The organism is Pseudomonas sp. HS-18 (genome assembly GCF_020401845.1).
Taxonomy (GTDB): Bacteria; Pseudomonadota; Gammaproteobacteria; order Pseudomonadales; family Pseudomonadaceae; genus Pseudomonas; species Pseudomonas nitroreducens.
This window is the reverse complement of record NZ_CP084413.1, coordinates 602,102-626,395: the sequence shown is the minus strand read 5'-3', so window position 1 is coordinate 626,395 and position 24,294 is coordinate 602,102. Positions and strand designations below refer to the sequence as shown.

Below are 24,294 nucleotides of genomic sequence, written 5' to 3'. Positions count from 1 at the left end.
CATTGTCGTTATCGATGCCGATGCCGTTGTCCCCGGTTAGGCGCTTCGGGAGCGCAGCGGCACCCGGATCCACAGCGTGGTGCCCTCCCCAGGCTGGCTGTCGATCTGCAGGGTGCCGCCGAACATCAGCACCCGCTCGCGCATACCCACCAGGCCGAAGGAAACACCCTGGCGCGTGGCCTGCGGATCGAAGCCCACGCCGTCATCGGCGATACGCAGGCACAGCTCGCTGCCCTCGACGCTCAGCTGCAGTTCCACAGTATGCGCCTGGGCATGGCGCATCACATTGGTCAGCGCCTCCTGGAGGATGCGGAACAGTCCGATGGCCTTGGCGTCCGACAGCTCCGGCGGGTTCTCCGGCACCTCCACCAGGCAGGGAATCTGCGTGCGCGATTCGAAGCGGCGCGCCTGCCACTCCACCGCCGAACCGATGCCGGCATCAAGGATCGGCGGGCGCAGCGCAGTGGCCACATCGCGCACCAGCTGGAACAACTGGGCGATAAGACGCTTCATGTTATCCAGGCGCTCGCGCAGGCCCGCGTCCAGTTCGCCATAGGCCAGTTCGCACATCGAGGTTTCCAGCTTCAGCACGGTAAGCACCTGGCCCAGTTCATCGTGCACCTCGCGGGCGATGCGTGCTTTCTCCTCCTCCCGCACGCTCTCCAGATGCGCCGAGAGCTCGCGCAGTTGCGCGCGGGAATCCTGCAGTTCGAGTTCAATCTGCTTATGCTCGGTGATGTCCCAGACCACGCCGTCCCAGGCCGAACGACCGTCGTCCAGGGTCCGCACCGTCGCCTTGATGTCGACCCAACGTGGCTCGTTGCTGCGGGTGAGGATGCGGCCCTGCCACAGCCAGTTGCGCCGGCCCTCTACTGCCTCGAGCTGGCTGGCGAGATAGCCTTCGCGCTCGGACGGGTGCACCAGGCCCATGATGCCCAGGCCGCTTTCGCGCAGGTAACCGGGCGAGTAACCCAGCGAGGTTTCGCTGCCGCCAGTGATGAAGCTGATGTAGGCGAAATCGGAGTCATCGTCCGGCGCATTGGGCTCCAGGCGGAACACCAGCCCCGGCACGTTGGCGGCGATGCCCTGCAGGCGGGCCTCGCTCTCTTCCAGCGCAGCGCGGGCGCGGCGGCGCTCGGTGACGTCGCTGAGGAAGACCAGCAGGTACTCCGAATCACCGAAGCGCAGGAAGCTCAGCGAGACGTCGGCCGGCAGCCATTGGCCGTCGGCGCGCAGGCAGCGGGTTTCGAAGCTCAGCGGAGCTTCGTCGGCGTTGCGCGCACGGCGCCAGAGGTTGAGCCAGCGGTCCATGTTTAGCGTCGGCTCGAAGTCTGCCAGCGGCCGATCCACCACGGCGCCCGCGGCATAACCGAGCAGCTCCTCGGCGGCGCGGTTGGCGTAGCGCACATGGCTGTCCCAGTTGACCCAGAGGATGCCGACGGTGCTGCTGTCGATGGCGAACTGGGTCAGGCGCAATGCCTGCTCGGCGGCCTGGCGCAGTTCGATGTCGCGGCGTGCCGCCAGCAGGCGCGACTCCAATGCACGGTGCTGCCGACGCAGCCAGAGCAGCGCAGCAACGGCGAACAAAAGCAGCAGGCCGAGCAGGATGCAGAGGTTCTGCCAGAAGCCGGGCGAGGAGCCCAGACGCGGGTAGGTCGGTTGCAGCCAGCGTTCGTGGAGCTGGTCGAGGTCCTTGGCCGGCACCGCGCGCAGGGCCGCGTCGATGATCCCGGCCAATTCCGGCAAGCCGCGCCGCGTCGCCACGCGCAGCAATTGCGGATAGCCGATGTCGGCCACCACCCAGAGGCCGGTGAATTCGGTTTCGCGGGTCAGCCGCGCCAGCTGCGCCTCATCGATCACCGCGTAATTGGCCTCGCGGCCCAGCACCTTGCGCAGCACTTCGCGGTCGCTGTCGACGATCTGCAGGGTCAAGCCCGAATAGGTACTGCGCAGGTACTCCACCACCGGGCCGGGCCCCCGCACAGAGACCGATTCGCCCTCGCGCAGGTTGTCCAGCTCCACGGACGTACCGCTGCGGCGGTCGCCCACCACCAGCCGCGGTACGCGCAGATAGGGATCGGAGAACAGCCAGTCGCGAAGGGTCGAGGGCGTCTGGCTGACGCCGGGTGCCAGGTCGATTTCGCCGCTGTGCACGGCTCGCTCCAACGCGGCCTGGTCCGGGTAGGTGTGCCACTCGAGGCTGACCCCCATGGCCTTGGCCAGCCATTCCAGCAATTCCACGTTGGCCCCGGAGAGCTGCTGCAGCCGGCGATCCTGTTGCACATAGGGCGCCTCCAGTACGGCGCCCACGCGCAGTTGCGGATGCTCGGCAAGCCAGGCGCGCTGCGCTTCGTCCAGCGCCAGTGGCGGCACGGCGGTTTCCGCCACGGCCAGCAGCGGCAGGCACAGGAACCACGCCAGGCAGGCTTTCCAGAACACACGACTCATGCCGACAACACCATGGGTTTCACTCGGGTCAAAGCAAAGGGCCGGCATACCTTACCGCAACCCCGGTTGAACCCGGCACGCCTGCGCCTGACAAAGCTAATACAAGCCGCTAGGCTGGCCGCACTCGCGCCCCGCCGCGTGCTGCCCGCCAGACAGGGATATCACCGATGCCGCATTTGTCTCGACCGACGCTTCTCGCCCTTTGCCTGACCCTCGGCCTGTCGCCGCTGGGCATCAGTCGGGCCGAAGATGCCAAGCAAGCCACCGACGAAAAACCGGCCACGGCACCGGTGGTGCGCCAGGCAGTGAACGAGCGCAGCCAGGATGAAGCCAACGGTCTGGTGCGCCAACTCCCAGAAAGTGAGCGGCAGGAACTCAAGGCCGGTGACGAAACCTTCCTTGCCCTCTGGCTTCCCGCCAATACCGCCGACGCGCAAGGCGCTGTGATCCTCATCCCCGGCGATGGCGAAAGTGCCGACTGGCCGGTAGCGATCAGTCCGTTACGGCGCAAGCTGCCCGATGCCGGCTGGCAGACTCTGGCCATCACGCTGCCCGACCCGCAGAGCACCGCGCCAATTCCACGCCCGAAGGAATCGCCCGACAAGGCCAGCGCCGATACCGACGCCTCCGCCGCCGACAGCGCCAGCAAGCCGGAAGTGAAAGGTAGCCAAGGCAGCGCGACGCCTACTCCGGAAAGCACCGCCGAGACCGGCAGTGCAGAACCCGCCCAGGCCAGCCCGGAAGCCCCGCCACCGCCCACCGACCCGGTGGAACTGCGCAAGGCCCACGCCGAACGGGTGCTGTCCCGCGTCCAGGCAGCGGTCGAGCTGGCGCAGCAGCACAAACCCAGGACCATCGTCCTGCTTGGTCACGGTACGGGCGCCTATTGGGCCACTCGCTACCTGGGCGAGCGCGCACCGGCGGACATCAAGAACCTGCTGCTGGTGGCGCCGGAGATGCCGCGCGACTTCAAACCGTCGCTGGACGAGACCGTCCCCTTGCTGAACCTCGCCACCGGCGATTTCTACTACAAGGACAAGTCAACCGATGTAGCGGCAGCCAAACTGCGCCTGCAAGCGAGCAAGCGGCAGAAAGCCCCCAACTATGTGCAGATCGGCATGAGCGCCCTGCCAGCCGACCTAGGCACCGAGCAGGAGCAACTTTACCGGCGCATCCGCGGCTGGCTGTCGATGCACCTGGAGCCCATCGAGCAGCCCTGAGTCAGCGGAAGCCGCGACGCTGGCGCACCAGCAGGTAGGCCGCCTGGATCTCGCGGGTCTTGTTGGTCGCCGCAGCAATCCGCTCGGGGCTGGCACCCATGCCTTCGAGCTTGTCCGGGTGGTTCTGGCTGATCAGCTTGCGGTAGGCGCGCTTGATCTCCTCCGGCTCGCTCTCTGCCGTCACGCCCAGCAGTCGCAGCGCTCCGGTATAGGATTCGCGCGGAGTAGCCGGCGGCTTGGGCGGCTCGGCACCGGACGACATCGCCAACACCCTGGAGCGAGAAAGCCCCAGTGAATCGCCCCACTGCAGCAGCAGGTTCTTCTGCGCAGCGTTCGGCGCGCCGCCCGCCCAGACCATGCGCCAACACGCCTGTATCAGCCCTTCGGCAGTGGCCTCCTGGCCCTGCCGCTGGCGCAAGCCGACGTCGAGCAACTCTCCCCCCAGCTTGCCGCGACCGAAGGCATCGATGGCCTGGCGACGGGCCTTGTCATCCAGTTGCAGACGCTGCATTTCAGAACGCGCCTGCTGGATGTGCGCATCGACCACGCGACCGCGGCTCTTGGCCAGACGGCCGAGCAGCAGGAAGAGCAACTCCTGGTCACCGACCCGAGGACCACCGCGCAACTGCTCCAGCAGCCCCCGCCAGGTGCGCTGCTTCAGGCGCCGGTCGAGCACCTGGCCCAGCAACGCACCGAGCATGGCGCCCGGAATGCTCGCCAATGCCCATCCGGCGATGACGCCCACCAGGGTCCCCGGCCAGAACACCTCAGCCCTCCGCCAACTGGCGTTCGACATCTGCCAGGCGCTCGTGGGTGCCGACATCGATCCAGCGGCCACGATGGTGCACGCCACTCACGCGCCCTGCTTCCATCGCCTGGCGCAGCAGCGGCGCCAGCTTGAACGCGCCGGGCTGGCAGCCGTCGAACAGCTGCGGACGTAGAATGGCGATGCCGCTGTAGGTCAGGCTCGGCTGGCCTTCGCGGTAGTCACTGACGCGACCGTCATGCAGGCAGAAATCACCCCGAGCGTGGTGGCCGGGATTGTCCACCAGCACCAGGTGCGCCAGGTCGCCCTCGGCCAGCGCACCGTGCAGGCTTGCGTAATCGAAGTCGGTCCAGATGTCACCGTTGGCGATGACGAAGGCGTCGTCGCCCAGCAGAGGCAGCGCCTTGACGATGCCGCCGCCAGTTTCCAGCGGCTCGCCTTCGGACGAGTAGCGGATGCTCACGCCAAAGGGCGCGCCATCACCCAGGTGGTCTTCGATCTGCTGGCCGAGCCAGGCGTGGTTGATCACCAGCTGATCGAAGCCGGCCTGGCGCAACGCCCGCAACTGGTACTCGATCAGCGGCACGCCGCCAGCGCGCACCAGCGGCTTGGGTGTGTGCAGGGTCAGCGGGCGCAGGCGCTCGCCCTTGCCCGCGGCGAGGATCATGGCCTTCATGCGGGGTGGGTCTCGTCTTTGGGCAGGCTGGCCAGCAGCGCGGCGAGGTCGCCCAACTCCGGCCGGCGCGCGATGACGCTTTCCAGGTAGCGGAAGAAGCGTGGCACATCGCCCAGGTAGCGAGGCTTGCCATCGCGATGGCAGATGCGCGCGAAGATGCCGATCACCTTCAGATGACGCTGGGCACCCATCAGGTCGCTGGCGCGGAAGAAGGTCTCGAAGTTCTCCGGCAGCGGAATACCGGCTGCCTGGGCCTTGCGCCAGTAGCGCGAGAGGCCGTCGTGGACGCGCGGTTCCGGCCAACTGAGGAAGGCGTCCTTATAAAGGCAGGTCACGTCGTAGGTCACCGGACCGTAGACCGCATCCTGGAAATCGAGGATGCCGGGGTTCGGCTCGCTGAGCATCAGGTTGCGCGGCATGTAGTCGCGGTGCACCAGTACGCGCGGCTGCGCCAGGGCGCTGCGGACCAGCAGGTCGCAGGTGCGCTCCCAGCGAGCGAGTTGCTCGCCCTCCAGGGTCACGCCCAGATGGCGCTGCAGGTACCAGTCGGGGAACAACTGCAGCTCGCGGCGCAACAGGGCTTCGTCGTAGGCAGGCAGGCGCTGGGCGACATCGACCTGCTGGAAGGCCACCAGGGCATCCAGGGCGTTCTCGAACAGTTCCTCGGCATTCTGCGCAGTGAGCACATCCAGGTAAGTCTGACGCCCGAGATCATCGAGCAGCAGGAATCCCTGCTCGACATCCTCGGCCAGAATCTTCGGAACGTGCACGCCGGCCTCGGCCAGCAGGCCGGCGACCTTGATGAAGGGCCGGCAGTCTTCCTGGGGCGGTGGCGCGTCCATCACGATCAGGCTGCGGCCGGCGCCCTGCCAGCGAAAATAACGGCGGAAACTGGCGTCGCTGCTGGCCGCAGTGAGGCTGGCCTCGGGCACCTGCCCCCAGCCTTGCACGTTGAACACTGCGGGCAAACTCAAGTCCAACCAGCGGATCATCTGCTGGTAACGAGCATCCTCGGTCATTTTTCGGGGTTCTCCACGGCGCTAGCCGTTGCGCGGGTCATGCTTTATTATCCAGCATCTTTTTGAGCCCATCGATAGGCGTGCGGCCCGTTTTGGGCTGAAGGCTCGCAGGAAGCCCGGATTAACAAGATGGCAGTGAATTTCCCCGTGTTCCGTAGAAAATTCCCCTTACTGGTGACCGGTGGCCTGCTGGCTATCCAACCGCTCGCCACTGTGACCGCGGCGCCCGGCGAGCAGTTCGCCTGCCAGCCCTCCGCATCCGGCGCCTGGGACTGCTCCTCGCAGAACAGCGCCAGCACAGTACCGCGCCCACAGCATGGGGCCACCTCCGTCAGCGCTGGCGGCACGGCCGCGAGCAGCTCGAAGTCCTCGGGCAGCTCGAGCAGCGCCGCTGGCGAAGAGCCGAAACAACTGGTCACCGAGTCCGGCGGCCGCGGCCTGAAGTCGCGCAGCAGCGACTACAGCCACCTCGACTGGATCCCCCGCGACAAGCTCACCGCTGCCCAACAGGCCGAAATGGGCCCGTACTGCAGCGGCGCCTATGTCGAGCCGGTACGTCCAGGCATGAACGACAAGACGCCGAACGACGAGGCCCCGACCTACGTTTCGGCGAAGGTTTCCCGCTACGAGCAGGAAAAGCAGGTCGCCACCCTCGCGGGTAACGTGGTCCTGCGCCAGGGCAGCATGCAGGTGGAGGCCGACGAGGCCAACCTGCACCAGGCCGAGAATCGCGGTGAACTGGTCGGCAACGTCAAGCTACGCGACAACGGCGCGCTGATCGTCGGCGACCATGCCGAACTGCAGCTGGACAACGGCGCGGCGAAGATCGACAACGCCGAGTACGTCATGCACCAGGCGCAGATCCGCGGCAGCGCGCTATACGCCAAGCGCCAGGAAGACGCGATCATCCAGCTCAAGGACGGTACCTACACCCGCTGCGAACCGGGCAGCAACGCCTGGGTCGTCAAGGGCAACAACATCAAGCTGAACCCGGCCACCGGTTTCGGCACTGCGACCAACGCGACCCTGCGGGTGAAGGACATTCCGGTCTTCTACACCCCGTACATCTATTTCCCCATCGACAACCGTCGTCAGTCCGGCTTCCTGGCGCCTTCCTTCGCCAGCTCGACCGACACCGGTTTCACCCTGACCACGCCGTACTACTTCAACCTGGCGCCCAACTACGACGCCACTTTGTACCCGCACTACATGGTCAAGCGCGGCCTGCTGATGGAAGGCGAGTTCCGCTACCTGACCCACAGCAGCGAAGGCCAGGTCAACGCCGCTTACCTGAACGATAAGAACGACGACCGCAAGGACTTCCCGCAGTATACCGACACCCGTTGGCTGTACGGCTGGAAGAACGTCAGCGGCCTGGATTCGCGCCTGATGGCGCAGGTCGACTACACCCGCATCAGCGACCCCTACTACTTCCAGGATCTGGATACCTCGCTGGGTATCGGTTCGCCGACCTACGTCAACCAGCAGGGCATCCTGACCTACCGCGGCGACAGCTACACCGCCAAACTGAACGCGCAGTCCTACCAGTTGGCGACCGTGACCGACGTCACCCCGTACGATCGCCTGCCGCAGCTCACCCTGGACGGCCGACTGCCGTTCAACCCGGGTGGCCTGAACTTCACCTACAGCACCGAGGCCGTACGCTTCGATCGTGACCTGGATGAAGGCTATTACCGGATTGATGTCGACAACCCGACGCTATACCCGCGACCGGACACCAACATCCTGGGCCTGGCACGGGCTACCGGCGATCGTTTCCACGCTGAACCGGGCGTCAGCCTGCCGATGAACCGCAGCTGGGGCTTCATGACCCCGACGGTCAAGGCGCTGTACACCAAGTACGACCTGGACCTGGACGGGAAAGGCAAAGCCACGCTGCCGTCGTACATCGATTACGACAGCAGTCCGGACCGTTCCCTGGGCCTGGCCAAGCTGGACAGCGGCCTGTACTTCGACCGCGACACGACCTTCGCCGGCACCAAGTTCCGCCAGACCCTGGAACCGCGGGCGATGTACCTGTACGTCCCGTACAAGAACCAGGACAACCTGCCGACCTTCGATACCGGCGAGTTCACCTTCAGCTACGACTCGCTGTGGCGTGAGAACCGCTTCACCGGCCGCGACCGCATCGGCGACGCCAACCAGCTGTCCCTCGGCCTGGGTTCGCGCTTCATCGAAGACAACGGCTTCGAGCGCGCCTACATCGCCGCCGGCCAGATCTACTACTTCAGCGACCGCCGCGTACAGCTGCCAGGCCTGACCGAAGACGACCTGGCCGCCAGCGGTGCGAAGAACCCGGACGCCGATACCTGGCGCTCGCCCTACGCGCTCACCGGCATCTATCGCTTCAACCATGACTGGTTCGCCAGCTCGGACTTCAACTGGAACCCGAACACGCACCACACCGACAACGGCAACCTGATGTTCCACTATCAGCCCGAAGCCGATCCTCGCAAGGTGCTGAACGCCGGCTACCGCTACCGTGCGGACAGCAAGCGCTTCAACCCGAACACCGGTCAGTTCGAGTACGGCAGCGACGAGTACAAGATCGAACAGCATGATCTCTCGTTCATCTGGCCGGTCCTGCCGCAGTGGGCCGCCATCGGCCGCTGGCAGTTCGACTACAACCAGAGCCGCACACTGGAAGCCTTCGGCGGCTTCGAGTACGACAGCTGCTGCTGGAAGCTGCGCCTGATCAATCGCTACTGGGTCGACTATGACGACGAGGAATTCGTGACCTCCACGTCCAAGGCCGACCGCGGTGTATTCCTTCAAATCATCTTGAAAGGCCTTGGCGGCGTGGTTGGCAACCAGGTGGAAGGCTTCCTCGACCAAGGTATCCAGGGTTATCGTCAACGTGAAGACAATGCTATGTAAGGCCCTGCGCCCGCTGATGCTGGGCGCGCTGTTGGCAAGTTCCGTCGTGCACGCCGAAGTAGTCCCGCTGGACCGTGTGGTCGCCATCGTCGACAACGACGTGGTGATGCAGAGCCAGCTGGACCAGCGCCTGCGCGAAGTCCGTGCAACCATCCAGAAACGCGGCGCGCCGCTGCCGCCCGAGCACGTGCTGACCCAGCAGGTGCTCGAGCGTCTGATCATCGAAAACATCCAGCTGCAGATCGGTGACCGCTCCGGTGTGCGCATTACCGATGAAGAACTGAACCAGGCGATGGGCACCATTGCCCAGCGCAACAACATGAGCCTGGACCAGTTCCGTGCCGCCCTCGCCCACGACGGCCTGTCCTACGACGAGGCCCGCGAGCAGGTGCGTCGCGAGATGATCATCAGCCGTGTGCGCCAGCGCCGTGTGGCCGAGCGCATCCAGGTCAGCGAGCAGGAAGTACAGAACTTCCTGGCCTCCGACCTGGGCAAGATCCAGCTCTCGGAAGAATACCGCCTGGCCAATATCCTGATCCCGGTACCCGACAGCGCTTCGCCGGAAACCGTGCAGGCTGCAGCTCGCCAGGCCCAGGAGATGTACCAGCAGCTCAAGCAGGGCGCGGACTTCGGCCAACTGGCGGTCTCCCGCTCGGCCGGCGACAACGCCCTGGAAGGCGGCGAGATCGGTTGGCGCAAGGCCGCCCAGCTGCCCTCGCCGTTCGACAGCATGGTTGGCACCTTGGCCGTGGGCGACGTGACCGAGCCGGTCCGCACCCCGGGCGGTTTCATCATCATCAAGCTGGAAGAGAAGCGCGGTGGCAGCAAGATGCTGCGTGACGAAGTCCACGTCCGCCATATCCTGCTCAAGCCCAGCGAGATTCGCAGCGAAGAAGAAACCCAGCGTCTGGCCGAGAAGCTCTACGAGCGCATCCAGGCCGGCGAGAGCTTCAGCGACCTGGCGAAGAAATTCTCCGAAGACCCGGGCTCCAAGCTCAACGGCGGCGACCTCAACTGGGTCGACCCGGAATCCCTGGTACCGGAATTCCGCGACGTGATGAACAATGCGCCGCAAGGCCAGGTCACCAAGCCGTTCCGCTCGCCGTTCGGCTGGCACGTGCTGGAAGTCCTCGGCCGCCGCGCTACCGACAGCAGCGACAAGTTCCGCGAGCAACAAGCCGCCCAGACCCTGCGCGCACGCAAGTACGACGAGGAACTGCAGGCCTGGCTGCGCCAGATCCGCGACGAAGCCTACGTCGAGATCAAGCAGTAAGCAGCGCGTCGCTACGAAGAAACCCGGCCATGGCCGGGTTTCTTTTTGCCTGCAGGAAGCTTCGTCGTAGAGTAGGAACATCCGCGGTAAATCCTGATTCGAGAGTCATCCATGAGCACTTCCCACCTTTTCGCCCTCACTCCCGGCGAGCCCGCCGGCATCGGTCCCGACCTCTGCCTGCTGCTGGCCCGCGAAACTCAACCGCATCCGCTGGTTGCCGTCGCCAGTCGTGAACTGCTGGCAGAGCGTGCCGCGCTGCTGGGACTGAACATCGACCTGCAGGAAGTCGGCCCCGGCAACTGGCCCGATGTCGCTGCTCCGGCCGGCAGCCTTTATGTCTGGGACACCCCGCTGGCAGCGCCGGTCGAACCGGGCATGCTGAACCAGGCCAACGCCGCCTATGTGCTGGAAACCCTCACCCGCGCCGGCCAGGGCTGCCTGGACGGGCATTTCGCCGGGATGATCACCGCCCCCGTGCACAAGGGCGTCATCAACGAAGCCGGCATCGCCTTCTCCGGCCATACCGAGTTCCTCGCCGATCTCACCCACACCGCCCAGGTAGTGATGATGCTCGCCACCCGCGGCCTGCGCGTTGCCCTGGTGACCACCCACCTGCCGCTGCGGCAGATCGCCGATGCCATCACCCCGGATCGCCTGGAGCGCGTCACCCGCATCCTGTACGCCGACCTGCGCGACAAGTTCGGCCTGGCCAACCCGCGCATCCTGGTCTGCGGCCTGAACCCCCACGCAGGCGAAGGCGGCCACCTCGGCTGCGAAGAGATCGACGTAATCGAGCCAACGCTGGAGCGCCTGCGCACCGAGGGCATGCAGCTGATCGGCCCGCTGCCGGCCGACACCCTGTTCACCCCCAAGCACCTCGAGCACTGCGACGCCGTGCTGGCGATGTACCACGACCAGGGCCTGCCGGTGCTCAAGTACAAGGGGTTCGGCGCGGCAGTGAACGTCACGCTGGGCCTGCCCATCATCCGCACCTCAGTGGACCACGGCACCGCGCTGGACCTTGCCGGCACCGGTCGGATCGACAGCGGCAGCCTGCAGGTTGCCCTGGAAACCGCCTACCAGATGGCCGAAGCCGGCGCCGCGAAAGGCTGATCACCAGCATTCCGTTCGGCCAGCGTTTCGTGCTGGCCGTCGCGGACTGGTAAACTGATGGTTTTTCCGCCTCCAGCTGGCCGCCTCAGGCGTCCGGCTGCTCTCCGGAGCCTTCGATGTCCGAACTCTTCCAGCACCGCGCCCGTAAACGCTTTGGGCAGAACTTCCTGCACGACGCCGGGGTGATCCACAAGATCCTCCGCGCCATCGCCGCCAAGGAAGGCCAGCACCTGCTGGAAATCGGCCCAGGCCAGGGCGCCCTGACCGAAGGCCTGGTGGACAGCGGCGCGAAGCTCGATGTGATCGAGCTGGACCTGGACCTGATCCCGCACCTGAAATGGCGCTTCGGTCTGAAGCCCAACTTCAGCCTGCACCAGGGCGATGCGATGAAGTTCGACTTCTCCAGCCTGATCGCCTCCCCCGAGGACAAGTTGCGCGTGGTCGGCAACCTGCCCTACAACATCTCCACCCCATTGATCTTCCATCTCCTGGACCATGCCTCGCTGATCCAGGACATGCACTTCATGCTGCAGAAGGAAGTGGTGGAGCGCCTGGCCGCCGAGCCGGGCAACGGCGACTGGGGCCGCCTGTCGATCATGGTGCAGTACTTCTGCCGGGTGGATTACCTGTTCACCGTCGGCCCCGGCGCGTTCAACCCGCCGCCCAAGGTCGAGTCGGCCATCGTCCGGCTGGTGCCCTACGCTGAACCGCCCCATCCGGCCAAGGATCACCGCGTGCTGGAACGCATCGTCCGCGAAGCCTTCAACCAGCGCCGCAAGACCCTGCGCAACACCCTGCGTACGCTCATGAGCGTCGAGGACATCGAAGCCGCCGGCGTCGACCCGACCCTGCGTCCGGAGCAACTGAGCGTCGCCGACTTCGTCAGCCTGGCTAACCGTTACAGCGAAACCAACCCGGAAGCCGAGCAAGGACCGAGCGCATGAGCGATCCCCGCTACCAGGTCAGCGTCAGCGTCACCACCCGCCACCTGCCCGAGCAATCGCAGCCGGAGCAGCAGCGCTACGTGTTCGCCTATACCGTGACCATCCACAACCACGGCGAGTTGGCCGCCAAGCTGCTGACCCGCCACTGGATCATCACCGACGGCGATGGCCACGTGCAGGAAGTCCGCGGCGCCGGCGTCGTTGGCGAAAAGCCGCTGATCGACCCGGGGGCCAGCCACACCTACACCAGCGGCACCGTGATGGCGACCAAGGTCGGCAGCATGCACGGCAGCTACCAGATGGTCGCCACCGACGGCCACCACTTCGATGCCGAGATCCCGGCGTTCCGCCTCGCCGTCCCCGGGGCGCTGCACTGATGGCCACCTACGCCGTAGGCGACCTGCAAGGCTGCCTGGAGCCGCTCAAGTGCCTGCTGGAGCAGGTGAGGTTCGACCCGGCCCAGGACAAGCTCTGGCTGGTGGGCGACCTGGTCAACCGCGGTCCGGCGTCGCTGGAAACCCTGCGCTTCCTCCATGGCATGCGCGAATCGCTGGTCTGCGTGCTGGGCAACCATGACCTGCACCTGATCGCCGTGGCCTACAACGCCGAGCGCCTGAAGAAGAACGACACCCTGCGCGAGATCGTCGAGGCGCCGGATTGCGCACAACTGATCGAATGGCTGCGGCAGATGCCGTTGGTCCATCACGACGCCGTTCGCGACATCACCCTCGTACACGCCGGCATCCCGCCGCAGTGGGACATCGACAAGGCCCTGCAGCGCGCCGCCGAAGTCGAAGCCGCTCTGCGCGACGACACTCAGTTGCCGATGTTCCTCGATGGCATGTACGGCAACGAGCCGGCCAAGTGGGACAAGAAGCTCAACGGCATAGCGCGACTGCGGGTGATCACCAACTATTTCACGCGCATGCGCTTCTGCACCCCGGACGGCAAGCTCGACCTGAAGTCCAAGGAAGGCCTGGACACCGCGCCGCCCGGCTACGCGCCCTGGTTCAGCTATGCCGAGCGCAAGGCCGCCGGGCGCAAGATCATCTTCGGCCACTGGGCCGCGCTGGAAGGCCAGTGCGACGTCCCCGGCCTGTTTGCCCTGGACACCGGCTGTGTGTGGGGCGGCAGCATGACGCTGATGAACGTCGATACCTTCGAGCGCATCCAGTGCAGCTGCGCCGATAAACCAGAATGATTGCAGCGGGGCCACAGGCCCCGCGCCTTGCGAGGTACTACCCATGAGCGACTTCAAGCGCATCGCCCCCGACCTGGCCCAGCAGCTGCGCGAAAACGGCGCCCAGGTCGTCGACATTCGCGACCCGCAGAGCTATGCGATGGGCCATATCAGCGGTTCGCGGCACATCGACAACTACTCGGTAGCCGACTTCATCCGCGAGGCCGACATGGACGCACCGCTGGTCGTGGTCTGCTATCACGGCAATTCCAGCCAGAGCGCGGCGGCCTATTTCGTCCAGCAGGGCTTCTCCGAGGTCTACAGCCTCGACGGTGGCTTCGAGCTGTGGCGCAGCGTCTATCCCGCGGATACCAGCGCAGGCGGCTCCGACTGAAAGCCCCTACGAAAGAGGCGGATTAGCCCCTTCAAAAAATCTGTAACTTCTCGCGCTTTCGTCCTTTACACATCTAAGAACGAACTATCCTTTCCCTCAGGCCATCCAAAAAAGGGAGAGCCGGCACACCGGCTTCCGGTTAATCGGCAGTGACCATTGGGGCGGATCAGGGCAGTCGCCAGGTTCCGTTGGAGTTCTGGGGGATTCTCGCCGGTACCACTGGCAGCCCGACCGCACCCGCACAGACCGATCCGGCGCCGGCTCCATGCATCGAGCGAGGAGACGTCATGAGCATTTTCAGTCACTTCCAGGAACGCTTCGAAGCGACCCGTCAAGAGGAGTACTCCCTCCAGGAGTACCTGGACATCTGCAAGCAGGACAAGATCGCCTATGCCACCGCCGCCGAGCGGATGCTGATGGCCATCGGCGAGCCTGAACTACTCGACACATCCGTCGATTCCCGCCTGTCGCGAATCTTCTCCAACAAGGTGATCCGCCGTTATCCGGCCTTTGCCGACTTCCATGGCATGGAAGAGTGCATCGACCAGATCGTCTCCTTCTTCCGCCACGCCGCCCAAGGCCTGGAAGAGAAGAAACAGATCCTCTATCTCCTGGGCCCGGTCGGCGGCGGCAAATCCTCCCTCGCCGAAAAGCTCAAGCAACTGATGGAGCACGTGCCCTTCTATGCGATCAAGGGCTCGCCGGTGTTCGAGTCGCCCCTGGGGCTGTTCAATCCCGACGAAGATGGCGCCATCCTCGAGGAAGACTACGGCATCCCGCGTCGCTACCTGCGCTCGGTGATGTCGCCGTGGGCGACCAAGCGCCTCAACGAATTCGGCGGCGACATCAGCCAGTTCCGCGTGGTCAAGCTGCACCCTTCGATCCTCAACCAGATCGCCATCGCCAAGACCGAACCTGGGGATGAGAACAACCAGGACATCTCCGCGCTGGTCGGCAAGGTGGATATCCGCAAGCTGGAAGAATTCCCGCAGAACGACGCCGACGCCTACAGCTACTCGGGCGCGCTGTGCCGGGCCAACCAGGGCCTGATGGAATTCGTCGAGATGTTCAAGGCGCCGATCAAGGTCCTGCACCCCTTGCTCACTGCGACCCAGGAAGGCAACTACAACAGCACCGAAGGCCTCGGTTCCCTGCCCTACAGCGGCATCATCCTCGCCCACTCCAACGAATCGGAGTGGCACAGCTTCCGCAACAACAAGAACAACGAAGCCTTCATCGACCGCATCTACATCGTCAAGGTGCCGTACTGCCTGCGCGTCTCCGACGAGATCAAGATCTACGACAAGCTGCTGATCAACAGCTCCCTGGCGCACGCCCACTGCGCGCCGGACACCCTGAAGATGCTTTCGCAGTTCTCCGTGCTGTCGCGCCTGAAGGAGCCGGAAAACTCCAACATCTACTCGAAGATGCGCGTCTACGACGGCGAGAACCTCAAGGACACCGACCCCAAGGCCAAGTCCATCCAGGAATACCGCGACACGGCGGGCGTCGACGAAGGCATGGCCGGGCTTTCGACCCGTTTCGCCTTCAAGATCCTGTCCAAGGTGTTCAACTTCGACCCGCATGAAGTGGCCGCCAACCCGGTGCACCTGCTCTACGTGCTGGAACAGCAGATCGAGCAGGAGCAGTTCCCGCCGGAAACCCGCGAACGCTACCTGCGCTTCCTCAAGGAATACCTGGCGCCGCGCTACGTCGAGTTCATCGGCAAGGAAATCCAGACCGCGTACCTGGAATCCTACAGCGAGTATGGTCAGAACATCTTCGACCGCTACGTGCTGTACGCCGACTTCTGGATCCAGGACCAGGAATACCGCGACCCGGAAACCGGCGAGATCCTCAACCGCGCCGCCCTCAACGAGGAACTGGAGAAGATCGAGAAGCCGGCCGGCATCAGCAATCCGAAGGACTTCCGCAACGAGATCGTCAACTTCGTCCTGCGCGCCCGCGCCGGCAACAACGGCAAGAACCCCAGCTGGCTGTCGTACGAGAAGCTGCGCGTGGTGATCGAGAAGAAAATGTTCTCCAACACCGAGGACCTGCTGCCGGTCATCAGCTTCAACGCCAAGGCGAGCAAGGAGGATCAGCAGAAGCACAACGACTTCGTCAAACGCATGGTCGAGCGCGGCTACACCGAGAAGCAGGTGCGCCTGCTGTCGGAATGGTATCTGCGGGTTCGCAAGTCGCAGTAGTCTGCCATCGGCGCGGCGGTTTCCGCCGCGCCGGTCGCCGTCGCATTCGGACCTGTCCGGAGCGGCTCTACGCCGCCTCGCAGCAGGCCCTGAGGAGCATTCATGAGCTACGTCATCGACCGGCGTCTGAACGGCAAGAACAAGAGCACGGTGAACCGCCAGCGCTTTTTGCGGCGTTACCGTGAGCACATCAAGAAGGCGGTAGAAGAAGCCGTCAGCCGCCGCTCCATCACCGATATGGAACATGGCGAGCAGATCAGTATTCCCGGCCGCGATATCGACGAACCTGTCCTGCACCACGGGCGCGGCGGCAAGCAGACCGTCGTCCATCCCGGCAACAAGGAATTCACCACCGGTGAGCACATCCCGCGTCCCCAGGGGGGCGGCGGTGGCCGTGGTGCCGGCAAGGCAAGCAACCAGGGCGATGGGATGGACGACTTCGTCTTCCAGATCACCCAGGAGGAATTTCTCGACTTCATGTTCGAGGACCTGGAGCTGCCCAACCTGGTCAAGCGCCACCTCACTGGCAGCGACACCTTCAAGACCGTGCGCGCCGGCATCAGCAACGAGGGCAATCCCTCGCGGATCAACATCGTGCGTACCCTGCGCTCGGCGCACGCCCGGCGTATCGCCCTCTCCGGCTCCACCCGCGGCAAGCTCCGCGCGGCGCTGGCCGAACTGGACCGGCTCAAGCGCGAGGAACCGGACAACCTCGGCGACATCCAGGAACTGGAGCAGAAGATCGCCGGCATGCGCGCACGCATCGACAAGGTGCCGTTCCTGGATACCTTCGACCTCAAGTACAACCTGCTGGTGAAGCAGCCCAACCCGACCTCCAAGGCCGTGATGTTCTGTCTGATGGACGTCTCGGGCTCCATGACCCAGGCCACCAAGGACATTGCCAAGCGTTTCTTTATCCTTCTCTACCTGTTCCTCAAGCGGAACTACGAGAAGATCGAAGTGGTGTTCATCCGCCACCACACCAGCGCCCGCGAAGTAGACGAGGAAGAGTTCTTCTATTCCCGCGAGACTGGCGGCACCATCGTTTCCAGCGCGCTCAGGCTGATGCAGGAAGTGATGGCTGAGCGCTATCCCACCAACGAATGGAACATCTACGCCGCCCAGGCCTCGGACGGCGATAACTGGAACGACGACTCGCCGGTCTGCCGCGACATTCTGATGAAGCAGATCATGCCGTTCGTCCAGTACTACACCTACGTCGAGATCACCCCGCGCGAGCACCAGGCGCTGTGGTTCGAGTACGAGAAGATCCGCGACACCTTCGAAGACAGCTTCGCCCAGCAGCAGATCGTCTCCGCCTCGGACATCTACCCGGTGTTCCGCGAGTTGTTCCAGAGGAGGCTCGTCGCATGAGCAAGCGCCAGCCGATCGCCACCGGCTCGGAGTGGACCTTCGAGCTGATCCAGCAGTACGACCGCGAGATCAGTCGTCTCGCCGAGCGTTATGCGCTGGACACCTACCCCAACCAGATCGAGGTCATCACCGCCGAGCAGATGATGGATGCCTACGCCTCCGTCGGCATGCCCATCGGTTACAACCATTGGTCCTACGGCAAGCACTTCCTCAGCACGGAAAAGAACTACAAGCGCGGTCAGATGGGCCTGGCCTACGAGATCGTGATCAACTCCGACCCGTGCATCGCCTACCTGATGGAGGAAAATACCCAGTGCATGCAGGCGCTGGTGATCGCCCACGCCTGCTACGGGCACAACAGCTTCTTCAAGGGCAACTACCTGTTCCGCACCTGGACCGACGCCACTTCGATCATCGACTACCTGGTGTTCGCCAAGTCCTACATCAACAAGTGCGAGGAGCGTTACGGCATCGACGCCGTGGAAGACCTGCTGGACTCCTGCCACGCCCTGATGAACTACGGCGTAGACCGCTACAAGCGACCCTACCCGATCTCCGCCGAGGAAGAGAAGCAGCGCCAGAAGGAGCGCGAGGAGCAGATCCAGCGCCAGGTCAACGACCTCTGGCGGACCATCCCCAAGGCCACCGGCAAGGACAAGGAACAGGGGCTGGCCCGCTACCCCAGCGAGCCGCAGGAAAACATCCTCTACTTCATCGAGAAGAACGCCCCGCTGCTGGAGCCCTGGCAGCGCGAAATCGTGCGCATCGTGCGCAAGGTGGCGCAGTACTTCTACCCGCAGCGCCAGACCCAGGTGATGAACGAAGGCTGGGCGACCTTCTGGCACTACACCCTGATCAACGACCTCTACGACGAAGGGCTGGTCAGCGACGGCTTCATGATGGAGTTCCTCCAGTACCACACCAGCGTGGTCTACCAGCCGGGCTTCGACAGCCCCTACTACAGCGGCATCAACCCCTACGCGCTGGGCTTCGCCATGTACCGCGACATCCGTCGCATCTGCGAACACCCCACCGAGGAAGACAAGCGCTGGTTCCCGGACATCGCCGGCAGCGACTGGCTGGCCACCATCAAGTTCGCCATGAAGAGCTTCAAGGACGAGAGCTTCGTCCTGCAGTTCCTCTCACCCAAGGTCATCCGCGAGTTCAAGCTGTTCAGCATCCTCGACGACGACCAGAAGGACGACATGCTGGTCGACGCCATCCACGACGACGACGGCTATCGCAAGATCCGCGAAACCCTGGCTGCGCAGTACAACCTCGGCAATCGTGAACCGAACATCCAGATCTGGGATGTCGACCGCCGCGGTGACCGCTCGCTGACCCTGCGCCACCAGCAGCACGACCGCAAACCGCTGGGCGAATCCACCGACGACGTGCTCAAGCACCTGCACCGCCTTTGGGGCTTCGATATCCATCTGGAAACCCTGCAGGGCGAGAACATCGTCAACACCTTCCACATGCCCCCAAAGGGTGAACGCGACAGCGAGGAGGGTTACCCCCGGCTCGACCTGATCATCCCACCCATTTGATCGGTTGACCGGAGCAGCAGGCGTGACAAGCATGGCGGCAACCCCGCTGGAGACCGCCATGCGCCTGTTCGCCATTCTCCTGCTCTGCCTCGCTGTCGCGACCTGCAGCAACCCCGCCCCCCACGCCCAGGTCGCGCATCCCGCCGATGCGCGCCTGGCCGGGCTGCGCGACTTCCAGCTGATGCCACCGGAAAACGCCGTCGACGCCCTGCCCTACCGCAGTCGCTACCCCCTGATCAATGCGCAAGTGCGCCAGGGCCTGATCGAGCGCGGCTACCGCGAGAGCGCGGGCCCGCAGATCCGCGTCTACTACTGGCTGGCGCTGCAGGATGCGCCGCTGGAATTCAAGGTCGATACCCCGCCGCCCAATCCGTTGGGCCCCTATCTCGCCATCCATCGCCTGCGCGACGAGACCGGTACCCTGCGCCTGCGTCTGACCGATGCGCAGGAGCAGACCCTGTGGGAAGGCACCGTCAGAACCGGCCTCAGTCCCGCCCACGCCAGCGCAACACTCCTGCAGGACGCCATCGGCGCCCTCGTTCAACAGATTCCCGCCGCCACGCCCTAGGTGCGCGTCGCCCCCTTTCGCGAGCAAGCTCGCTCCTACAAGAGCCGGGGCGTGCGCAACCTGTCGGAGCGAGCTTGCTGGCGAACCGCCTCAATCCCCAGAAGCCACCGAGCTTGCCCCACCCGCCGCAAACCCCGAAGCTATCCCCCAGAACAGGAGACAGCTTCATGCAGATCTACAAGGTGGGCGGCGCCGTGCGCGATCGCCTGCTCGGCATCCCCTTCAGCGACACCGACTGGGTAGTGGTCGGCGCCAGCGCCGACGAGATGCTCGCCCAGGGCTATCGGCCGGTGGGCGCCGACTTCCCGGTGTTCCTCCACCCGAAAACCGGCGAGGAATATGCCCTCGCCCGCACCGAACGCAAAAGCGGGCGCGGCTACGGTGGCTTCACCTTCTACGCCAGCCCCGACGTCACCCTCGAAGACGACCTGATCCGCCGCGACCTGACCATCAACGCTATGGCCGAGGACAATGACGGCAAGGTCATCGACCCGTACCACGGCCAGGAGGACCTCGAAGCCCGCCTGCTTCGCCACGTTTCCCCGGCCTTCGCCGAAGACCCGCTGCGCGTGCTGCGCGTCGCCCGCTTTGCCGCGCGCTACGCCCCCCTGGGTTTCAGCGTGGCGCCGGAAACCCTGGCACTGATGCGTGAACTGTCGGAATCCGGCGAACTGGAAGCACTGACTGCAGAACGCAGCTGGAAGGAAATCTCCCGTGCCCTGATGGAATCGCGCCCGGACGTGTTCATCCAGGTCCTGCGCGACTGCGGCGCCCTCGCCGTGCTGATGCCGGAAGTGGACGCCCTGTTCGGCGTGCCGCAACCGCCGCAGCACCACCCGGAAGTGGATACCGGCGAACACGTGCTGGCCGTATTGCGCGAGTGCGCCCAATACGACCAGCCGCTGAGTGTGCGCTGGGCCTGCCTGGTCCACGACGTCGGCAAGGGCGAAACCCGCAAGGAAGACTGGCCCAAACACCACGCCCACGAACACCTGGGCCTGCCGTTGATCGACGCGCTCAATGCGCGCTTCAAGGTGCCCCGGGATTGTCAGGAGCTGGCGCGACTGGTCGGCGAGTACCACACCCACTGCCACCGTGCGCTGGAGCTGCGGCCGACCACCGTTCTGGAATTGCTGCAGTCCTTCGATGTGTATCGCCGCCCGCAACGCTTCGAGGAGTTTCTCGCCGCCAGCGAGATGGACGCCCGCGGTCGCCATGGGCTGGAAGATCGCGACTACCCGCAGGCGGAATACTTGCGCGGCGCAGCGCAAGCCGCACGCGCGGTCGCTGTGCAGCCGCTGCTGGAGAAGGGATACAAGGGGGCGGAGCTGGGCGAAGCGCTCAAGCGTGAGCGTCTGAATGCCCTGAAGGCCTACAAGGAAAGTTACACCGCGTGATACCAGGGGGGTGCCTTGTAGGAACGAGTGGGACGGCTAGTTCTTGCTCGCGCCCCCCAGCGCTGGTGCCGCCGGATACATCGCTCGCGAGCAAACGCGTTCCTACAGAAAAGCCATCAGGGCGCCGAGTGCGCCCCGATCAGCGCCGCCGGCGTCAGCTCAGCGCCCCGCCACTGGAAGGGCACCGGCCAGAGCTTTTGGGCGATCTGCGCGTCCGACCAGAGCTCGGCGAACGAACGTTGAGCCCCCGGATGCTTCACCTCGGGAGCCAGCAACGCCAGCGGCCAGAGCACGAAGGCGTTCTTCAGCACTTCTGCGCGCGGCAGCGTCAGGCCATCGAACTCGCCATGCAGGTCGCCGTACAGCAACACGTCGATATCCAGCGGCAGGCCCTTGCGCTCCGGCGCATAGCGGCCGTTGTCCGCCTCGATGTGCTTGAGCCGCAGGCTCAACTCCGCCAGCGGCAGGTCGGTGCGCGCCACGATCACGAAGTTGTAGAAGGGGCCGCTGCGAATACCCACCGGCTCGCTCTCGAACACCGGCGAACAGCGGATATCCTCGAGGAACTCGTCCAACGCCTCCAGCCCCGCGAGCAGGTGTTGCTCCCGGTCGAAGTTGCTGCCCAGCCCGAGGTACACCGTCGTCAGCGGCATCCGCGTTCGATCTCCACACCTACGCCGATGGCGGCCGCAACGGCACCGGGCTTGGTGACCTTCAGGCGCAGCCACTGGATACCGAACTCGGCCATCAGCAACTCGGCGAGGCGTTCGGCGAAGGTCTCCACCAGTTGAAAATGCGCGTCACGGGCGAAGGCCATGACCCGCTCGGAGAGCACGGCGTAGTCCAGGGCCTTGGCGATATCGTCGTCGGCCGCCGCCGGGCGGTTGTCCCAGCCCAGCGTCAGGTCCAGGCGCAGGCACTGCCGGATACCCCGTTCCCAGTCGTAGACGCCGATCACGGTGTCCACTTCCAGCCCCTCGATGAAAACTCTGTCCACTGACTGCATGCTCCAAGGCGACACGACAAGCGGCCGACGCCCCGTTAGAATCGGAAACGACCTCGTCTCCGGTGGAAACCATGTTCTGGTTCTTGGCGATCCTCGCCTACCTGCTCGGATCACTGTCCTTCGCGGTACTCCTCAGTCGCCTGTTCGGCACTGCCGACCCGCGCGCCAGCGGCTCGGGCAATCCCGGCGCCACCAACATGCTGCGCCTGGCCGGCAAGAAGATCGCCATCCTCACCCTGCTCGGCGATCTCGCCAAGGGGCTGCTGCCCGTACTCATCGCCCGCCTGCTCGGCCTGTCCGACATGCAGCAGGCCTGGGTCGGGCTGGCAGCGGTAATCGGCCACCTCTACCCGCTGTACTTCAACTTCCGTGGCGGCAAGGGCGTTGCCACCGCCGCCGGCATGCTGCTGGCGCTTTACCCTCCAGCCGCGCTGCTCGCGGCAGTCGCCTGGCTGGTGACTTTCAAACTGTCGCGCACCAGCTCGCTCGCATCCCTGGTCGCCACGCCGCTGACCCTGCCGCTGCTGGCCTGGCAGGAGCCGTCGGCGCTGCTGCCGATGACCGTGCTCACCGGTCTGATCGTCTGGCGTCACCGCAGCAATCTGCGCGATCTCATCGCCGGACGCGAGCGTCACTTCTAGAGCCGCGAGCTTCCCGACCCGCGTACCACGCTGCAAGCGAAAAAACGGCCCATGCCGCTCAGAGCATGCGCCGCGTCGTTTGCAGCTTCATTATTCAGATCGCTGGCAGCGACTCCATTGGCCAACGCGCATGGACGCCGATCGACGGGCCGTCCTGCTGCCCCGCCACCAAACGCTGGCAGCCAGCATAGGCGATCATCGCGCCGTTATCGGTGCAGAAGCGCGGGCGGGCGTAGAACACCTGGCCCTTCATTTCGCCGAGCATCTTTTCCAGATGCTGACGCAAGGCCTGGTTGGCACTGACGCCACCGGCGATCACCAGGCTCTTGAGGTGAGTCTGCTTGAGCGCGCGCTTGCACTTGATGGTCAGGGTCTCGACCACGGCAGTCTGGAACGCCAGGGCGATATCGCTGCGGGTCTGCTCGCTGTCGTCACCCTCGGCCACGCAGCGCTGCCAGGTGTTCAGCGCGAAAGTCTTGAGGCCGCTGAAGCTGAAATCCAGCCCCGGACGATCGGTCATCGGCCGCGGAAAGACGAAGCGACCCGCGGTGCCGCGCTCAGCCAGGCGAGCGATCTCCGGGCCACCGGGATAGGCCAGACCGAGCAGCTTGGCGGTCTTATCGAAAGCCTCGCCGGCAGCGTCGTCCACCGACTCGCCCAGTACCTGGTAACGACCAATGCCATCCACTCGAACCAGTTGCGTATGGCCGCCGGACACCAGCAAGGCGACGAACGGAAACTTCGGCGGCTGCTCTTCCAGCATGGGAGCCAGCAGATGGCCCTCCATATGGTGCACGCCGACGGCCGGTATGCCCCAGGCGAACGCCATGGCCTGGGCGCAGGATGCGCCGACCAGCAGCGCGCCCACCAGGCCGGGGCCGGCGGTGTAGGCGATGGCGTCGATGTCTTCGGCGGTGCGGCCGGACTCGTCCAGCACCTGGCGAATCAGCGGCAGCATGCGCTTGACGTGATCACGGGAGGCCAGCTCGGGAACCACGCCGCCGTATACGCGGTGCAGATCGATCTGGCTGAACAGCGCGTCGGCCAGCAGGCCTTTTTCACTGTCGTACAGGGCGACGCCGGTCTCGTCGCAGGAGGTTTCCAACCCCAGCACTAGCATGGGCTTGAGCCTTTACTCTGGGCAAAATTGAAGCCGCGCATCATAATCGCCGGCTGGGCTTCGGACCAGTGCTTTTCGATCGGAGGCTTTGCATTCCTCCTTCCGAACGTTTAATATCCGCAACCCTTGAAAACCGCCGACTCCGAACAACCGTCAGGAGCGCGATAAATCCTCCGGTAATCATTGAAGGTACGACCTGGATGCCCGCCGTCAAAGTTAAAGAGAACGAACCCTTCGACGTAGCTCTGCGTCGTTTCAAGCGCTCCTGCGAAAAAGCAGGCGTACTGGCTGAAGTCCGTAGCCGCGAGTTCTACGAAAAGCCGACCGCCGAGCGTAAGCGCAAGGCCGCTGCCGCTGTTAAGCGTCACGCCAAGAAAGTGCAGCGCGAACAGCGCCGCCGCGAGCGCCTGTACTGAGTTACAGCGCTTCGTCGCACGCTTTCCGCATCGCCCGGCCCACTCGCCGGGCGAGTGCCTGAAACAAGGCACCCGACTCCG

General features: G+C 64.7%; 22 protein-coding genes. 15 read left to right on the top strand and 7 right to left on the bottom strand.

Translation table 11 applies throughout. The features are described 5' to 3' along the window. Positions 1 to 36: 36 nt before the first annotated feature. Positions 37 to 2,448 carry a PAS domain S-box protein gene (locus LDJ84_RS02895; protein WP_226045882.1) on the bottom strand — a complete coding sequence of 804 codons (2,412 nt, stop codon included), beginning with the start codon at positions 2,446 to 2,448 and terminating at the stop codon, positions 37 to 39. A 167-nt stretch (positions 2,449 to 2,615) separates the two neighbouring features. On the opposite strand from LDJ84_RS02895, the gene LDJ84_RS02890 reads away from it, so the two are divergent. Beyond that, positions 2,616 to 3,668, top strand: coding sequence for an alpha/beta hydrolase family protein (locus tag LDJ84_RS02890; protein ID WP_226045881.1), 1,053 nt, complete (start codon positions 2,616 to 2,618; stop codon positions 3,666 to 3,668). Between the two features lies 1 nt (position 3,669). On the opposite strand, the gene LDJ84_RS02885 is transcribed toward LDJ84_RS02890, so the two are convergent. From LDJ84_RS02885 to LDJ84_RS02875, 3 genes are read right to left on the bottom strand one after another with little or no spacing between them, the layout of a single operon-like run. Further along, on the bottom strand, positions 3,670 to 4,434 hold the full coding sequence (locus tag LDJ84_RS02885) for a DnaJ domain-containing protein (protein ID WP_065085705.1): 765 nt from the start codon (positions 4,432 to 4,434) through the stop codon (positions 3,670 to 3,672). Position 4,435: 1 nt separating this feature from the next. Continuing rightward, entirely contained in the window at positions 4,436 to 5,110 is a 675-nt protein-coding gene (gene murU / locus LDJ84_RS02880; protein WP_024763601.1) for an N-acetylmuramate alpha-1-phosphate uridylyltransferase MurU, read from the bottom strand. Continuing rightward, positions 5,107 to 6,129: an aminoglycoside phosphotransferase family protein gene (locus LDJ84_RS02875; protein WP_024763602.1), complete on the bottom strand. Its 1,023-nt coding sequence runs from the start codon at positions 6,127 to 6,129 to the stop codon at positions 5,107 to 5,109. The genes murU and LDJ84_RS02875 overlap by 4 nt, the downstream gene beginning before the upstream one ends. A gap of 129 nt (positions 6,130 to 6,258) precedes the next feature. Here LDJ84_RS02875 and LDJ84_RS02870 point away from each other — a divergent pair, with 129 nt between their 5' ends. The 12 genes from LDJ84_RS02870 to LDJ84_RS02815 all read left to right on the top strand — a co-directional run bounded on the left by LDJ84_RS02870 (position 6,259) and on the right by LDJ84_RS02815 (position 21,030). Then, complete coding sequence (locus LDJ84_RS02870; RefSeq protein ID WP_226045880.1) at positions 6,259 to 9,027, top strand: LPS-assembly protein LptD; 2,769 nt, start codon at positions 6,259 to 6,261, stop codon at positions 9,025 to 9,027. Next, complete coding sequence (locus LDJ84_RS02865; RefSeq protein WP_089285796.1) at positions 9,008 to 10,300, top strand: peptidylprolyl isomerase; 1,293 nt, start codon at positions 9,008 to 9,010, stop codon at positions 10,298 to 10,300. Before LDJ84_RS02870 ends, LDJ84_RS02865 begins: the two co-directional genes overlap by 20 nt. A gap of 111 nt (positions 10,301 to 10,411) precedes the next feature. Continuing rightward, positions 10,412 to 11,413, top strand: coding sequence for a 4-hydroxythreonine-4-phosphate dehydrogenase PdxA (gene pdxA / locus LDJ84_RS02860; protein WP_226045879.1), 1,002 nt, complete (start codon positions 10,412 to 10,414; stop codon positions 11,411 to 11,413). 116 nt (positions 11,414 to 11,529) lie between these two features. Then, positions 11,530 to 12,357: a 16S rRNA (adenine(1518)-N(6)/adenine(1519)-N(6))-dimethyltransferase RsmA gene (gene rsmA / locus LDJ84_RS02855; RefSeq protein WP_037012842.1), complete on the top strand. Its 828-nt coding sequence runs from the start codon at positions 11,530 to 11,532 to the stop codon at positions 12,355 to 12,357. Continuing rightward, positions 12,354 to 12,734 (top strand): Co2+/Mg2+ efflux protein ApaG, encoded by a 381-nt coding sequence (gene apaG / locus LDJ84_RS02850; protein ID WP_024763605.1) that lies wholly within the window; start codon positions 12,354 to 12,356, stop codon positions 12,732 to 12,734. The genes rsmA and apaG overlap by 4 nt, the downstream gene beginning before the upstream one ends. Then, a complete protein-coding gene (locus tag LDJ84_RS02845) occupies positions 12,734 to 13,558 on the top strand; it encodes a symmetrical bis(5'-nucleosyl)-tetraphosphatase (RefSeq protein WP_024763606.1) in 825 nt (274 codons plus the stop codon). The genes apaG and LDJ84_RS02845 overlap by 1 nt, the downstream gene beginning before the upstream one ends. A 43-nt stretch (positions 13,559 to 13,601) precedes the next feature. Further along, on the top strand, positions 13,602 to 13,931 hold the full coding sequence (gene glpE, locus LDJ84_RS02840) for a thiosulfate sulfurtransferase GlpE (RefSeq protein ID WP_024763607.1): 330 nt from the start codon (positions 13,602 to 13,604) through the stop codon (positions 13,929 to 13,931). 287 nt (positions 13,932 to 14,218) lie between these two features. Beyond that, complete coding sequence (locus tag LDJ84_RS02835) at positions 14,219 to 16,141, top strand: PrkA family serine protein kinase (protein ID WP_038803509.1); 1,923 nt, start codon at positions 14,219 to 14,221, stop codon at positions 16,139 to 16,141. A 102-nt stretch (positions 16,142 to 16,243) separates the two neighbouring features. After that, on the top strand, positions 16,244 to 17,515 hold the full coding sequence (locus LDJ84_RS02830; RefSeq protein WP_226045878.1) for a YeaH/YhbH family protein: 1,272 nt from the start codon (positions 16,244 to 16,246) through the stop codon (positions 17,513 to 17,515). After that, complete coding sequence (locus tag LDJ84_RS02825) at positions 17,512 to 19,065, top strand: SpoVR family protein (RefSeq protein WP_024763609.1); 1,554 nt, start codon at positions 17,512 to 17,514, stop codon at positions 19,063 to 19,065. The genes LDJ84_RS02830 and LDJ84_RS02825 overlap by 4 nt, the downstream gene beginning before the upstream one ends. Positions 19,066 to 19,123: 58 nt before the next feature. Further along, the gene (locus tag LDJ84_RS02820; RefSeq protein WP_226046548.1) at positions 19,124 to 19,633 is read left to right on the top strand and encodes a hypothetical protein; all 510 of its coding nucleotides are present in this window, start codon (positions 19,124 to 19,126) and stop codon (positions 19,631 to 19,633) included. A gap of 167 nt (positions 19,634 to 19,800) precedes the next feature. Beyond that, positions 19,801 to 21,030, top strand: coding sequence for a multifunctional CCA addition/repair protein (locus tag LDJ84_RS02815; protein WP_084359390.1), 1,230 nt, complete (start codon positions 19,801 to 19,803; stop codon positions 21,028 to 21,030). A gap of 116 nt (positions 21,031 to 21,146) precedes the next feature. Here LDJ84_RS02815 and folK read toward each other — a convergent pair whose 3' ends face one another. Then, positions 21,147 to 21,683, bottom strand: a complete 537-nt coding sequence (folK, locus tag LDJ84_RS02810; RefSeq protein ID WP_065085699.1) for a 2-amino-4-hydroxy-6-hydroxymethyldihydropteridine diphosphokinase — start codon at positions 21,681 to 21,683, stop codon at positions 21,147 to 21,149. After that, on the bottom strand, positions 21,674 to 22,027 hold the full coding sequence (folB, locus tag LDJ84_RS02805; RefSeq protein ID WP_015475255.1) for a dihydroneopterin aldolase: 354 nt from the start codon (positions 22,025 to 22,027) through the stop codon (positions 21,674 to 21,676). Before folB ends, folK begins: the two co-directional genes overlap by 10 nt. An 80-nt stretch (positions 22,028 to 22,107) precedes the next feature. Between folB and plsY the strand changes: the two genes are divergently transcribed. Beyond that, positions 22,108 to 22,677 carry a glycerol-3-phosphate 1-O-acyltransferase PlsY gene (plsY, locus tag LDJ84_RS02800; RefSeq protein ID WP_024763613.1) on the top strand — a complete coding sequence of 190 codons (570 nt, stop codon included), beginning with the start codon at positions 22,108 to 22,110 and terminating at the stop codon, positions 22,675 to 22,677. A gap of 94 nt (positions 22,678 to 22,771) precedes the next feature. Here the strand turns inward: plsY and tsaD are convergent, their stop codons facing one another. Beyond that, positions 22,772 to 23,797, bottom strand: coding sequence for a tRNA (adenosine(37)-N6)-threonylcarbamoyltransferase complex transferase subunit TsaD (gene tsaD, locus LDJ84_RS02795; protein ID WP_024763614.1), 1,026 nt, complete (start codon positions 23,795 to 23,797; stop codon positions 22,772 to 22,774). A 200-nt stretch (positions 23,798 to 23,997) separates the two neighbouring features. On the opposite strand from tsaD, the gene rpsU reads away from it, so the two are divergent. Further along, positions 23,998 to 24,213, top strand: a complete 216-nt coding sequence (gene rpsU / locus LDJ84_RS02790) for a 30S ribosomal protein S21 (protein WP_003085057.1) — start codon at positions 23,998 to 24,000, stop codon at positions 24,211 to 24,213. Positions 24,214 to 24,294: the final 81 nt, after the last annotated feature.